The sequence below is a fragment of the Rhizobium sp. KNZ2-6A genome (genome assembly GCF_056755475.1).
This window is the reverse complement of the sequence record NZ_JBNDIC010000030.1, coordinates 1-14,247: the sequence shown is the minus strand read 5'-3', so window position 1 is coordinate 14,247 and position 14,247 is coordinate 1. Positions and strand designations below refer to the sequence as shown.

Annotated in this window: 13 protein-coding genes; 10 read left to right on the top strand and 3 right to left on the bottom strand. The window is 59.3% G+C overall.

The window, feature by feature from the left end; all coding sequences use genetic code 11:
* Positions 1-37 precede the first annotated feature (37 nt).
* The gene (locus ACPYOP_RS20065; RefSeq protein ID WP_481412096.1) at positions 38-1,225 is read left to right on the top strand and encodes a galactarate dehydratase; all 1,188 of its coding nucleotides are present in this window, start codon (positions 38-40) and stop codon (positions 1,223-1,225) included.
* Between the two features lie 275 nt (positions 1,226-1,500).
* On the opposite strand, the gene ACPYOP_RS20060 is transcribed toward ACPYOP_RS20065, so the two are convergent.
* Complete coding sequence (locus tag ACPYOP_RS20060; RefSeq protein WP_481412095.1) at positions 1,501-2,466, bottom strand: NmrA family NAD(P)-binding protein; 966 nt, start codon at positions 2,464-2,466, stop codon at positions 1,501-1,503.
* 75 nt (positions 2,467-2,541) lie between these two features.
* Between ACPYOP_RS20060 and ACPYOP_RS20055 the strand changes: the two genes are divergently transcribed.
* Positions 2,542-3,375 carry an AraC family transcriptional regulator gene (locus tag ACPYOP_RS20055; protein ID WP_481412094.1) on the top strand — a complete coding sequence of 278 codons (834 nt, stop codon included), beginning with the start codon at positions 2,542-2,544 and terminating at the stop codon, positions 3,373-3,375.
* Between the two features lie 226 nt (positions 3,376-3,601).
* On the opposite strand, the gene ACPYOP_RS20050 is transcribed toward ACPYOP_RS20055, so the two are convergent.
* Both ACPYOP_RS20050 and ACPYOP_RS20045 read right to left on the bottom strand, forming a co-directional pair.
* Positions 3,602-4,912 carry an MFS transporter gene (locus ACPYOP_RS20050; RefSeq protein ID WP_481412093.1) on the bottom strand — a complete coding sequence of 437 codons (1,311 nt, stop codon included), beginning with the start codon at positions 4,910-4,912 and terminating at the stop codon, positions 3,602-3,604.
* 168 nt (positions 4,913-5,080) lie between these two features.
* A complete protein-coding gene (locus ACPYOP_RS20045; RefSeq protein ID WP_481412092.1) occupies positions 5,081-5,287 on the bottom strand; it encodes a KTSC domain-containing protein in 207 nt (68 codons plus the stop codon).
* Between the two features lie 358 nt (positions 5,288-5,645).
* On the opposite strand from ACPYOP_RS20045, the gene ACPYOP_RS20040 reads away from it, so the two are divergent.
* From ACPYOP_RS20040 to ACPYOP_RS20005, 8 genes are all read left to right on the top strand, one after another.
* Complete coding sequence (locus tag ACPYOP_RS20040; RefSeq protein WP_481412091.1) at positions 5,646-6,632, top strand: BMP family protein; 987 nt, start codon at positions 5,646-5,648, stop codon at positions 6,630-6,632.
* Positions 6,633-6,647: 15 nt separating this feature from the next.
* Positions 6,648-8,072: an amidase gene (locus ACPYOP_RS20035; protein ID WP_481412090.1), complete on the top strand. Its 1,425-nt coding sequence runs from the start codon at positions 6,648-6,650 to the stop codon at positions 8,070-8,072.
* The gene (locus tag ACPYOP_RS20030; RefSeq protein WP_481412089.1) at positions 8,069-9,595 is read left to right on the top strand and encodes an ABC transporter ATP-binding protein; all 1,527 of its coding nucleotides are present in this window, start codon (positions 8,069-8,071) and stop codon (positions 9,593-9,595) included. The genes ACPYOP_RS20035 and ACPYOP_RS20030 overlap by 4 nt, the downstream gene beginning before the upstream one ends.
* Entirely contained in the window at positions 9,585-10,634 is a 1,050-nt protein-coding gene (locus ACPYOP_RS20025; RefSeq protein ID WP_481412088.1) for an ABC transporter permease, read from the top strand. The genes ACPYOP_RS20030 and ACPYOP_RS20025 overlap by 11 nt, the downstream gene beginning before the upstream one ends.
* Positions 10,631-11,572 carry an ABC transporter permease gene (locus ACPYOP_RS20020; protein WP_481412087.1) on the top strand — a complete coding sequence of 314 codons (942 nt, stop codon included), beginning with the start codon at positions 10,631-10,633 and terminating at the stop codon, positions 11,570-11,572. The genes ACPYOP_RS20025 and ACPYOP_RS20020 overlap by 4 nt, the downstream gene beginning before the upstream one ends.
* 16 nt (positions 11,573-11,588) lie before the next feature.
* Positions 11,589-12,881 (top strand): amidohydrolase family protein, encoded by a 1,293-nt coding sequence (locus tag ACPYOP_RS20015; protein WP_481412086.1) that lies wholly within the window; start codon positions 11,589-11,591, stop codon positions 12,879-12,881.
* Between the two features lie 198 nt (positions 12,882-13,079).
* The gene (locus tag ACPYOP_RS20010; protein ID WP_481412085.1) at positions 13,080-13,793 is read left to right on the top strand and encodes an acyltransferase family protein; all 714 of its coding nucleotides are present in this window, start codon (positions 13,080-13,082) and stop codon (positions 13,791-13,793) included.
* Positions 13,794-13,867: 74 nt separating this feature from the next.
* Positions 13,868-14,247 (top strand): transposase (locus ACPYOP_RS20005; protein ID WP_481412084.1); only part of this gene is annotated, 380 nt, incomplete at its 3' end.

Here is a 14,247-nt window from a genome sequence, read left to right as displayed (position 1 = left end):
ATGCTGCATTCATGTCAATCGATAGAAGGAAGGTAAGATGAAGATCGACCGCATGCGGGTATTCATGACCCGCGACAAGGATCGGCCGCGCGTCATCGTAGCGCTCGATACGGATGACGGACTGACCGGCTGGGGCGAATGCTACAATCACGGCCCGGATTTGGCGCTGCCGCCGATCCTCGACTATCTCTATGGCTTCATCGCCGGCCAGGATCCGAGCCGCATCGACTATCTCGTCAACCTGCTGATCCAGCAGAGCCGCTTTCCGCCCGGCGCTTTGGGGCTTTCTGCGATTTCCGCGCTCGACCATTGCCTGTGGGATCTCTCGGCAAAGGCCCTCAATGTTCCGGTCTACAAGCTGCTTGGCGGCGCCGTGCGCGACCGCATCAAGGTCTATGCCGGCGTCTATACCGCACCGGATGCGCCGGCTGCACGCGACGAGCTCGACCGCTTGAATGCCGAATGGGGCTTTACCGCCTTCAAGCTCAGCCCCTGGCGCATCGACATGCATGCCCATCGCTGGGGCAATGTCGTCAAGGCATCGGCCGATTATTTCCGCTCGCTGCGCGAAACCGTGCGCGACGACTATGAGATCGCTTTTGACGCCCATGCCAAGATCTTCGAACCGGTCGCCGCACGCCAGCTCGGCAATGCGCTTGCTCCTTATGATCCGCTTTTCTACGAGGAGCCGCTGCGTCCCGAGAACATCGAAATGTGGGGTGAGCTGAAGCAGGGCCTCAACTGCGTCTTGGCGACCGGCGAGTCCCTTTATAACCGCAACGAGTTTCTGCGCCTGCTGCAGGTCAAGGGCGCCGACCTGATCCAGCCCGATATCTGCGTCGTCGGCGGCATCAGCGAGATGCGCCGCATCGCGACGATCGCCGAAGCGCATTTCGTCGGCGTTGCACCGCATAATCCGATGGGTCCGCTCGCCACCGCCGTCAACGTGCACTTCTCGGCCGCCGCACAGAACTTCAAGATCCTCGAATACCGGCTGCCGAAGGGCCAGGCCTATGTCTATGGCGGCAACGAAGTCGAGCAGCGACAAGGCGAAACCCGCTACGTCGTCGATCCCTATCTGCCGAAGGACGGCTATCTCGAGCTCAGGCCCGACCGACCCGGCTGGGGTGTCGACATGGACGAGAAGGCGATGGAGGAGGAAGGCTACATCCATTGGCAGCGGCGCGTGCCGAAGCGTCCAGACGGCTCCTATGCCTTTGCGTGACAATCTCTGACGACCTTTATCGCTCAGCCGCTAACTCAAAGGTGGAGCCGCTGGACTTCGCGGTTCCACTTTGTGCCATGACCGCAGTCGGCCCTAAGCGGACAAGGAAAGTTCGTCTACCGAGAGGCGCCTTCGCGCCTTCATTTCGGACAGGAGGCGGTTCGTGGGACCGCCCGGAAGCTGCCATTCCCCTGGTCGTATCGCCTCGTCAGCGTCGGCTATAGGCCGACGTTAGGGATACTGCAGCCAGCCGGAATGAGCTGCCTGCGAGGGGGTTAGTCCCTCGCGCACCACAGAGCAAAGGTCTCCGGCTCATCTTCCAGGGGCGCCGCGTTTGCCAGGTAGCTTGGCTTCCAGACGTCGCGGATGAACGCTTCCATCGACGTCGGCAGTTGCGGACGATCCTCGTGCTGCCCGTGGAACTTGACGAGGCCGCTGTTCAGGGCTTCAGTCGTCAGTACGTCGTAATTCCATTTTTCCGGCGTCCCGAACCGCCCGATGAATTCGGCTTTCACCTCTTCGCGCTTCGTGTCGATGTAGCGATAGTCGACCGGCTTGCCGATCTGAGCGCAGATGATCGCGGCCAGGTCATTCATGGAGATGTCCTCAGAACCGACCTCAAGGTTGACCCGGTGTCTGCCTCTCGGATTGGTCAGTTCCCTGGCAGCCAGCCAGACGATGTCATCGATTGCCACCCATGGCATCTTCAGATCCGGCAGGCAGGACCACCCAATGCGGCCATATCTCGCAACCGGCCTGATCCACTGAGCCGTATCTTCCATGAACCAGGCGCCACGCAGGTGAACCAGATTGATCGAGCCCAGTTCGTTGAGCTTGGTGTCGAGATGGTGGAAGCACTCGAAATGGCCGGTCTTCGCGTTGACCTCGGACCCCATGGCGGTCAGGCTCACGGCCAGCTTGACGTCGGACTTTTCAAGCGCATCGACAAAACGCTGAGCCACGACGCGATAGTGACCCTCGAAGTCGTTCCAGTCTGTCTTGATCTTGTTCCAGTCTGTCTTGACCATCAGAAACGCGGCATCGACATCGCGGAAAAATGCGTGGAGATCACCCGTCCCCTCATCAAAGCTTCCGATGAAGGGCTCTGCGCCGAGCGAAACCAGCTCTTCCAGCGCCGGGCCACCTCTGGACAGGGCCCTGACCTGATGCCCGGCGCTCAAAAGGGTTCGGGTAAGCTTGCCCCCAACTCGTCCCGTTGCACCAACGACAGCAATTCTCATAACACACTCCGTTCAATGATTGATCACTGAACGGTAGCCCATTGCAGGTTCTGGCGAATTTGGAGATAATGCCACATGATCTCTAAATCAGGCCAATCTTCCGAAGCGTTGCTGAGCTGTTATGCTGAGTTCGATCCCGATAATGTGGATCGCACGGCATTCGCCGTGCGTCTCGACTTCAGCCAGTACAAGGCCGAAGTGCCTCTGCACCAGCATCGCCAGGGACAGCTTGTCATGGCCTTGCACGGCGCCGTCACCTGCAGGACGGAGAACGCCCTCTGGATTGTTCCACCGGATTGCGGCGTCTGGATACCGGGGAGCATTCTTCACAGCAACCAGGCCACGTCCAACGCCCATCTCTCTTACCTGTTCGTCGAGCCCGGCGCAGCGGCGCTGCCTATGGAGTGCTGCACCCTTTCTGTCTCGCCGATGCTGCGTGAGATGATCCTGCGCCTGGCAGATGTGCCGGTCAATTTTGCCGGGAATGAACATATTGAGCGTCTGGTCAGGGTCATGCTGGACGAACTGGCGCAGATGCCGATAGAGGCGCTGTCGCTGCCCGCATCCCATCATCCCAAGATCAACGCGATCACCGCTGCCTTGACGGATGACCCAAGCGATCGCCGCACACTTGCTGACTGGGCGGCACATGTCGCCATGAGCGAGCGATCCCTCAAGCGGCTGATGGTCGAAGAAACCGGACTGACATTCGGCCGGTGGCGGCGCCAGTTGCATCTTGTCATCGCCTTGCGCGAACTGGCCAGCGGCGCGTCGGTGCAGAGGGTCTCGAGCGATCTCGGCTACGAGTCCCCGACCGCCTTCATCGTGATGTTCAAGAAGGCGCTCGGCACCACGCCCGCACGCTATTTCTCAAGCCAATCTGCCGACCGGTTGCCGCGCTCCAACTGAAGGCGACATGATTGTCTCTGACATCCAATAGCGGACATTCCGCTCGCGGCCCAATTTCGGCCAACGCACTTACCAGCACTAATGTCCACTTCTGACGCATTGTTGCCATCGCGGCCAATGGCAGGCCGATTCCAAAGTACTCTGCTCATGGCGAAAAAATACTTTAGCGCCTGGAGAGCCCCCGTCCTTTTCACCAGGGCGAGTGATCGCCTGATTTCGCTCGTGTTCACTTCACGCGCGCCGCATTTGCATCGCCAAGATCGCCTCGCCGCGGCGTGCGTGGCACCATGCGTCCGATGACGAAAACCAATAGCGCCGCGGCCAGCAGGCAAGCGGCAAGGAAGAACATCGGTGCGATGGTGCTTCCGGTGGAATCCTTGATCCAGGGGACGACGTTCTGGGCGATGAATCCGCCGAGATTACCGACGGAGTTGATTGCGGCAAGGCCGGCTGCAGCACCCGCGCCCTGAAGAAAGCGCGACGGCAGGCTCCAGAAGACCGGTTGGCCGGCGAAGATGCCGGCGGCAGCGATGCAAAGGAAAGCAAACTGCAGCGTATGGTCGGGAATGACAGCGGATAAGACCAGGCTTATGGCGCCGATCAAAGCCGGGATGACGATATAGGGCGTTTTCGATTCCGCCTTGTCCGCCGCTGCCGGCACTGCGTAAAGGGCGATGGCGACCAGGAGCCAGGGAATAATGTTGAGGAGGCCGTTCGTCGTATTGCTGACGCCGAAATTCTTCACGATGGTCGGCAACCAATAGCTGAGTCCATAAGCGGCCAGCGGAAAACCGATGTAGCAAAGCGCCATCAGCAGCACGCGCGGATTGACAAGCGCCTTGAAACCATCGGCGGCATTTTGCTCCATGGCCGAGTTTTCGACCGCGAGCCTATCTTCAAGCCAGCGCTTTTCCGTATCGTCGAGAAAACTCGCCTTGGCAGGCAGGTCCGGCAGGTAAAACAGCGTGACGAAGCCGGCGATGATCGCGGGAACGCCGGTCACGAGGAAGACCCACTGCCAGCCGGCGATGCCATAGAGCCCATTCAGATCCAGGAGCACGCCACCGAGCGGCGCACCGATCGCATTGGCAAAGGCGCTGAAGATCATGAAAAGCCCGACCATGGTGCCGCGATAGGCCGAAGGATACCAAAGGGTCAGCAGATAGAGCACACCGGGAAAGAAGCCTGCCTCGCAGGCGCCGAGCAGGAAGCGAAGAATATAGAACATGGTGGCGTTCTGCGTATAGGCGAGCGCGACCGTGACAGCACCCCAGGATATCAGGATACGCGCGAACCATCTGCTTGCTCCGAATCGGTCGAGAAGCAGGTTGCTCGGTACTTCGAAGATGAAATAGCCGATAAAGAACAGCGAGGCGCCGAGACCATAGGCATATTCGCTCATGCCGAGATCGCCGACCATCTGCAGTTTTGCGTAGCTGACGTTCTGGCGATCGATGTAGGCGATCAGATAAAGGATCCCCAGGAAGGGCATGAGCCTCCAGGTGATCTTGGATATAAGCTGCTTTTCATCAATCACGCCGCGTCCTCCCTGGGAGATGGTCCTGACCGATGTAGATAGCGCAACTCGTCGTTTATCAATGCATTAATGGATAAGCCTACCCAGCATGCAGGCAACTTGTGGCCGGAGAGCAACAAGCCCCATCCGGCATCTTCAAGGCGAAACGGCCGGCTTTGAACTATCGTCTCAAGCGACGCGTTCGAACTGGGTGCGGATATGCTCGATATAGTGCTGGCCGGGTGAAGGTGCCTTCACCATGGCAATTGCGGCCTTCTGCGGAACGCCGGTAAACTGACGCTCCTCGCCGTTTTTGAAACGGATGTAAAGTCGCCCGTCGTCCGGGCCGAAGAAGACGGATTTAATGATTTTTGATGAAACTGGAAGCTCTTGCATGGATCACCTTACCTTTGGTCCGGTTATCGCACGAAAACCAAAACATTGAGTGAAGTGAGCTAGTTAACGAAGAATACAATTGTTTCAACGGATTTTACCGATTGCCGCTCCCGCTCCTATCGGTCCTCAAATAAGCATTCTTGGCATTAAGCGCTGTGAATTCCACATTTGGCGCAAGCCGCCATGGGAGACAACCTGCAAGACGATTGAATACCGGCTACATGGACTGTTTATTGGCGAATGTGACGAGCAGACATCATGCGCTTCGCATATTATTTGGGCACGCCTGTTGCTTGACACTTTTTTAGCCCCCTCCTATGATTTTTACCAAATGATCAAAAAGCAGGGGAACTGAAAAATGACCAATCAAATCATACTCTCGCGCCGTGCCGTCATAGCCTCCGGCATTGCCCTCGGCGTCAGCACGCTGGCGCCAGCCGCCCGCGCGGCTGCGCCGCTCAAGGTCGCAGGCATTCATGCCTCGCCGGTCGAAAATGCCTGGAACTCCTGTCTTCACAAGGCGCTGCAAGACGCAGCCAAGGAAGGAGTGATCGAATATGTGTTTTCCGAGGGCGTCTCGGGCACGGACTATCCCCGCGCCATGCGCGAATATGCCGAGCAGGGCAACAAGCTGATTATCGGCGAGGCCTATGCCGTGGAGAAGGAGGCACGTCAGGTCGCCGCCGATTATCCAGACACGGCTTTCGTCCTTGGCTCCAGCGGCGAGGCCGCCGGCAGTAATTTCGGTGTCTTCGGCACATGGAATTATGACGGCGCCTATCTCGCCGGCATGCTGGCGGGCAAGATGACCAAGTCGAATGTCGTCGGCTCCGTCGGCGCGATCCCGATCCCCGAAGTCAACATGCTGATCAATGCCTTTGCCGCCGGCATCAAGGCGGTCAACCCGGACTGCAAGCACCTCGTCTCCTTCATCGGCACCTTCTTCGATCCGCCGAAGGCGCGCGAGGCTGGTCTTGCGCAGATCGATGCCGGCGCCGACGTTCTCTTCGGCGAGCGTATCGGCACGGCGGATGCCGCCAAGGAGCGTCACATCAAATCCGTGGGATCGCTGATCGATTATACGCCGCGCTATCCTGATACCGTCTTTGCCAATGCCATGTGGTATTTCCGTCCCATCCTCAATGCGGCGATCGCCGATGTTGCCGCCGGCAAGCCCGTCGGCCGCAACTACACGGCCTACGGCCTGATGAAGGAAGGCGGCAGCGACATCGTCTATGTCAAGGGCATTGCTCCGGCAGAGGCGGAAGCCGCAATGGAAAAGGTCCGTGCCGACATTAAGGCCGGTACCTTCGAAGTGCCGAAAGTACCGGATCAGCCGAAGTAATTCTCCGGCTCTATCATGGGCAGCCCATCATTCGCCGATGCCACCCAGCTGGCCGGCGCGATCAAGTCTGGCAAGCTTGCCTGTGTGGATGCCATGCAGGCGGCACTTGCCGCCTGCGACGCGCATGAACAGCTTGGCGCCATCGCCTATCTCAATCCGGACACCGGGCTTGCCGCTGCCCGAGCCATGGATCAGGAAGCCTCGAAGCATCCAGAGCGCTTTGCGTTGCGGCCGTTCGCAGGCGTGCCGACGGTTGCCAAGGATCTCGGCGGCCCGTTTCCAGGACTGCCGGCGACGGCAGGCTCCCGCCTGTTCACCCGGGCGGGAAAAGGCGCCGACAGCGATTTGGCGAGCCGTTTTCGCAATGCCGGCCTCTGCGCCTTCGGCTTGAGCACCAGCCCGGAATTCGGCTTCTCGCTCGCATCCGAGCCGGCAATCGGCCCGATCTGCCGAAACCCCTTGGACCAAGATAGAACAGCCGGCGGCTCCTCGGGCGGTGCAGCAGCTGCAGTCGCCGCCGGCATCGTGGCAATCGCGCATGCAACGGATGCGGGCGGCTCGATCCGGGTGCCGGCCGCCTGTTGCGGCCTTGTCGGACTGAAGCCGACGCGCGGCGCCGTGCCGGCTGGTCCCTCCTTCGGAAATCACCTTGGCGGCATTGCCAGCGAACTTGCCGTCACCCGTTCCGTGCGTGATAGCGCAGCGATCTTCGATATCGTGCGGGGAAGAACAAGGGGGCCATTCGCGGATATCGCGCAATCCGCGCTGAAGACGGGCAAGCTTCGCCTCGGGCTTCTTTCGGACGCCGGACAGCACTATCCGATCGCAACCGAGCGGGCTCAAGCCATAAAAGCAGCGGCCAGCGCGCTGGAAAACCTGGGAAACAAGCTGGTATCCCTTCGTTGGGACGAAATGGAAAGCGCCGTTCAGGCCAGCACCCGCGCCTTTGGCGATATCATTTCCGTCAATATCGCCAGCCTGATCGACGACCTTGGACTGGATATGCTGGCGACGGAGACAATGACGCAGGCGTTTATCATGCGCGGACGCGCCATGCCGGCAATGGCACTTTGGAGCTCCCTCAATGGCGCCGTGAGGGCCAGTCGCATTCTTTGGGAAATCTTCGACAGGGTGGATGCCGTCGTCATGCCCATGCTCGCCTCGGCACCGCCGCCGATCGGGTCTTTTCCCACGGATCATTCCGACACTGAGTTGCACCTCGAGCGCATGACGTCCTTCGCGCCTCTCGCTGCCCTCGCCAACATATCCGGCTTCCCGGCGATCACACTTCCCTTCGGCGAAGATGGCGAAGGATTGCCGCTGCCCGTTCAGATTATGGCTCGCATGGGCGAGGATAACCTGTTGCTGCAGCTTGCATCTGCGCTCGAGGCCGAGCAACGTTGGCAACACCGCTATCCGATTGCAGGCCTTCCGACATGAGCATCCCAGTCCTTTCCATCGAAGGTGTCAGCAAGCGTTTCGGCAGCACGGTTGCCAATGACAACATCTCGCTGTCTTTGGCAAAGGGCGAGATCGTCGCCTTGCTTGGCGAGAACGGCGCCGGCAAGACGACACTGATGAGCATTCTGTTCGGGCACTATGTGCCCGACGCCGGCCGTATCCTAGTCGACAATGTGGAACTGCCTCAGGGCAAACCGCGCGCGGCAATCCGGGCCGGCGTCGGCATGGTGCATCAGCATTTTTCGCTGGCGCCGAACCTGACCGTGCTCGAAAACATCATGACGGGCACGGAAAGGCTGTGGTCGCACAAATCTCATACGACGGCTGCCCGCAAAAAGCTCTTGGCAATCTCAGAACGTTTCGGCCTGAAGGTCGATCCAGGTGCGCGCCTCGGTGATCTCTCAGTCGGCGAGCAGCAGCGGGTGGAAATACTGAAGGCACTTTACAACGATGCGCGCATTCTGATCCTCGACGAGCCGACCGCCGTTCTGACCCAGATCGAAGCGGAAAAGCTCTTCTCGACGCTGAAGCAGATGGCGGCCCAAGGCCTGTCCTTGATCTTCATTTCTCACAAACTGGACGAGGTCATGGCGACGGCCGACCGTATCGTCGTCCTGCGCGGCGGCAAGGTTGCGGCCGAAAGGCAGGCAACCGAGACCAGCAAGGCCGAGCTTGCCGAGCTCATGGTCGGACATCGCGTCACGCGCCCGACCCGCGAGAAAAGCCTACCCGGCGGCGTCGCGCTCGAAGCTCGCGATATCACCGTAAGGACCGGCGGTGTCGAACGCTTGAAAAAGATCAGTTTTCATGTCCGCGCCGGCGAGGTTCTGGGGATTATCGGAGTATCGGGCAACGGCCAAGCCGCTTTGGGGCAGATCCTGTCCGGCACGTCAAACCGCTCATCCGGTGAACTTCTTTTGTTCGGTCAGCCTGTCGGCGATCTCGACGTGGCCGCCATCATCGAGGCACGCATTGGGCGCATTCCGGAAGACCGAAACCGCGACGGCATAATCGGCGAAATGGCGATCTGGGAAAATGCCGCGCTCGAGCGCCTATCCGCCTATTCGAAGCGCGGCCTGGTCGACCGCCGAGCCGGCCTGGCGTTTGCGCGGGAGATCATCGACACCTTCGACGTGCGCGGCGGTAATGCTGCGACCCGCACGCGGCTCCTGTCCGGCGGCAACATGCAGAAGCTGATCCTCGGACGCAATCTCCACGAACACCTGCGTATCCTCATTGCCGCTCAGCCGGCCCGTGGCCTGGACGAAGGGGCAGTCGCCGCCGTTCACGGTCGCATTCTGGAAGCGCGCCGACAGGGCACCGCTGTTCTATTGATTTCGGAGGACCTGGACGAAGTGATCGCCTTGGCCGATCGCATCCAGGCGATTGTCGGCGGGCGTCTGTCGGCATCGATCGAGGCCGAAGAGGCCGATGCACGCCTGCTGGGGTTGATGATGGCCGGGGAATGGAAAGAAAAGAGCGGGATCGAACATGCGATTTGAACGGCGCGAACACCGCCCTCTCTACGTGATGGCCCTTGCTCCCTTGCTTGCGATCATCACAGCGCTCGCCTTGGCCGGCATCCTGATCGCGATTGCCGGCGCGCCAGTCTTTGAGGCCTATCGCCGGATCTTATTGGGCGCCTTCGGTTCGCGACTTTCGGCAACGGAGACGCTGACCCGCGCCACACCCTTGATCCTGACGGGCTTGGCGGCCGCAGTCGCCTTTCGTGCCCGCCTCTGGAACATCGGCGCCGAGGGGCAATTCTATTTCGGAGCTATCGCGGTCGCGGCCTTCGGCTCGAAGATGCTTTCCGGCCTGCCTGGCCCGATCCTCATTCCACTCCTGATGGTCATCGGCGCCATCGCCGGTATGATCCTGATCCTCGTGCCGCTATGGCTGCGGCTGCGCTTTTCCGTCGATGAGGTCGTCACCAGCCTGATCCTGAATTTCATCGCCGTTCTCTTCGTCTCCATGCTGATCGATGGCGTGCTGAAGGACCCGACGGCATTCGGCTGGCCGCAATCCCAAGCCCTTGCCGATCACGCCATGCTGCCGAAGCTGATTGCCCGATCACGCCTTCACATCGGCTTTGCAATTGCAATCGTCATCGCGGCAATCGTCTACTTCGTCCAGTCGCGCACGGTGTTCGGCATGCAGTCGCGGGCAGCAGGCCTCAATCCGTCGGGCGCCGTCTTTGCCGGCGTTCGCCTCGGCGCGACGCTCGTCAAGGTTGCCTGTCTTTCGGGCGGGCTTGCCGGTCTTGCCGGCGCGATCGAAGTGATGGGCGTCAAAGGTTACGTCACCACCGATCTATCGCCCGGCTTCGGCTATGCCGGCATCGTCGTTGCCATGCTTGCCAACCTCAACCCGCTTGGCGTCGTGCTTGCGGCGATCTTTACCGCAACGATGTTCGTCGGTGCCGATGGCATGAGCCGCAGCCTCGGCATCCCCACTTACATCGCCGACGTCACGGTCTCCTTGTCGCTCTTGACCATGCTGATCGCCTTGTTCTTCACGCAGTACAGGATCCGCCGATGAGCACGCTGATCGACATTATCGCATCGGCCGGGCTTTGGGCTGCCGTACTGAGGATTGCCACACCCTTGATCTTTGGTACCCTTGGTGCGCTACTTTGCGAACGGGCCGGTGTCCTCAATCTCGGCATCGAAGGCATCATGACCTTCGGCGCTATGATCGGCTGGCTTTCGGCCTATCATGGTGCCGATCTTTGGACCGGCCTTCTGATCGCAGCAATCGCCGGCGGCATTTTCGGGCTTCTGCATTCGGCACTGACGGTGACGCTCGGCTTGTCGCAACATGTTTCAGGACTCGGCGTGACGCTTTTCGCATCCAGCTTCAGCTATTACGTCTTCCGGCTGGTCGTGCCGGTTGCCGGAACGCCGCCGACCATCACGCCGTTCCAGCCGATCGCCATTCCTGGGCTTTCCACCCTGCCCTTCATCGGTCCAGCGCTCTTCACGCAGACGACGCCGACCTATCTGGCGATCCTGATGGCGCTCGTCATGGCCTACCTCATCTTCCGCACGCCGATCGGGCTTGCGATCCGCATGACCGGCGAAAACCCGCATGCGGCGGAAGCGCAGGGCCTCAATCCCATGAGGATCCGTTATGGCGCGATCGTTGCCGGCAGCGCACTGATGGCCATGGGTGGCGCCTTCCTGACCTTGTCCGCCTTCAACAGTTTCTTTCCGACGATGGTGCAGGGCCGCGGCTGGATCTGCATCGCGCTGGTCGTCTTTTCGTCCTGGCGACCGGGCCGCGCGCTGTTCGGTGCCCTGCTCTTTGCTTTCTTCGACGCTTTCCAACTGCGCTTGCAGACCGCGGTGCAGGGCGTGCCCTATCAGATCTTCCTGATGACGCCATACATCCTGTCCATTGTTGCCCTTGCCGTCATGAGCCGGCGGGCTCGCGTGCCGCAGGCGCTGATGCAACCTTATCGCCGTGGCGAGAGATAATCCGGGGAGCCTTTTCATGTTCGATCTGGTCATTCGCAATGCCAATCTGCCCGATGGTCGCAAGGGCCTCGATATCGCGATTAAAGACGGCAAGATCGTCGCCGTGGAGGCCTCGATCGCGGCAGAAGTGAAAGAAGAGATCGACGCGACCGACCGGCTGGTGAGCCCGCCCTTCGTCGATCCGCATTTCCACATGGATGCCACGCTTTCGCTCGGCCTGCCGCGCATGAATGTTTCCGGCACACTTCTCGAAGGTATCGCCCTTTGGGGAGAGCTGCGCCCGATCGTGACCAAGGAGGAGCTTGTCGAGCGTGCGCTGCGCTATTGCGATCTCGCCGTGACGCAAGGGTTGCTTTTCATCCGCAGCCATGTCGACACGTCCGATCCCAGGCTGGTGACGGCGCAAGCGCTGCTGGAGGTGAAGGAAAGGGTCAAGCCCTATATCGACCTGCAGCTCGTCGCCTTCCCGCAGGATGGCTATTACCGCGCCAAGGATGGTGTGGCTTCCCTTGAACGCGCGCTGGACATGGGTGTCGATATCGTCGGCGGCATCCCGCATTTCGAGCGGACGATGGACGAAGGCAGGGCCTCGGTCGAAGCGCTTTGCAGGATCGCGGCCGATCGCGGTCTTCCCGTCGACATGCATTGCGACGAGACCGACGATCCGATGTCGCGCCATATCGAGACGCTCGCGGCAGAAACCATCCGGTTTGGGCTGCAGGGCCGCGTTGCCGGATCGCACCTGACCTCGATGCATTCGATGGACAATTACTACGTCTCCAAGCTCATCCCCTTGATGGCGGAAGCAAGCATCAACGTCATTCCCAACCCATTAATCAATATCATGCTGCAGGGCCGGCACGACACCTATCCCAAACGGCGCGGCATGACGCGCGTGCGCGAACTGATGGATGCCGGGCTCAACGTCTCCTTCGGGCATGATTGCGTGATGGATCCCTGGTATTCGATGGGCTCGGGTGACATGCTCGAAGTCGGCCATATGGCCATCCATGTCGCGCAGATGGCCGGCATTGAAGACAAGAAGAAGATCTTCGACGCGCTCACCGTCAACTCCGCCAGGACGTTGGGACTTCAAGGCTATGGCCTGGAGAAAGGCTGCAACGCCGACCTCGTGGTGCTGCAGGCCATCGACACGCTGGAGGCACTGCGCCTGAAGCCCAATCGCCTCGCCGTCATCAAGCGCGGCAAGATCATCGCCCGTTCCGCGCCGCGCATCGGCGAGCTTTTCCTCGATGGTAGGCCGTCACAAATCGACGGCGGGCTTGATTACGTGCCTGTCCGGAAATAGTTCCCGCCTGGATCGAAGCGATAATACTCGTGCCTTAAACAAGCAATTGATGCCATGTATTCGACAGTTTGAGTATCTTCCGATGAACACCCGGAATTTTCTATTTTTCAACCATCGAGCGGAAATTCGACCTGAGACTTTTGGTGATTGCCAAATTAGGTTCGGAGCAGCTTGTCGACTGGGCAAATGCCAACTGATATGCCACTTCTCACCGACAAGGCGTTATCTATACGTCAATGTCATCCTGATAAGTTCTATCTTGCAAAATTGCTGCGTTCAAATTGTCTTTTTAAAGAACCCCCCATGACTTCAGCTTACCAGGCCAATATATTTGACGCAGCGCCAGCCAACGCCAAGGTTGAACCCACCAAGCGTCATTATATATTTTTGGATGCCCTTCGAGGAATTGCGGCGATATTGGTAGCACAACGGCATATCTCAGAGACGTTCGGCGGCCGGCCATTTCAGTCAAGCTATCTAGCCGTTGATTTCTTCTTCGTCTTAAGCGGCTTTGTCATAGCTCACGCTTATGATAGCAAACTTGTGAACGGAATGCCCGAAAGGTCTTTCCTTTGGCGTCGCCTGGTTAGACTTTACCCAATGTTTATCGTTGGTCTCGTTTTAATGACGGGCTATGATTTAGGGAGGCTCGAGGCTATCAACGGCGTCACCCTTTTATCTTGGGGCATAACCTTTTTATTCAATGCTTTATTTTTGCCTATATCGCTGCTGGGGCAACCCTTCATATTAGGTCCTGCCTGGTCGCTCTTCTGCGAAATGCTTGCAAATATCCTATATGCACGCCTTGCTTCAACCGAAATGAGCTGGAGAAAAGCCTTACCTCCGATGTTAATCGGTGCACTGCTCATGCTGCTATTTCTTCGAAAGATGACGTCCCAGGGAGTGGTGTAGCAGGGTAGCGGTGGTCACCAGTGTTTTCCGGTAGGGTCGGGTTGTTCAAGACCAACCTGATGGAAAGACCACCGATGACCGAGGATATGATGAACGTGCGCTCGCTTGTTGAGAAGAGCGCGGACGCGGATTTGTTGCGCGAGATGATCGGCTTTGCGGCCGAACGGCTGATGGAGCTGGAGGTTGGCGGTGCGACCGGTGCTGGTTACGGCGAGAAGAACCCGATGCGGCTTGCCCAACGCAATGGTTACCGCGACCGGGACTGGGAGACGCGAGCCGGAACGGTCGAGCTTCGCATCCCAAAGCTGCGCAAGGGCAGCTATTTCCCGAGTTTCCTTGAGCCGCGTCGCATGGCGGAAAAGGCTCTGACGGCGGTTATTCAGGAGGCCTACATTCAGGGCATCTCGACGCGCTCAGTCGACGATCTCGTCAAGGCGATGGGGATGAGCGGTAT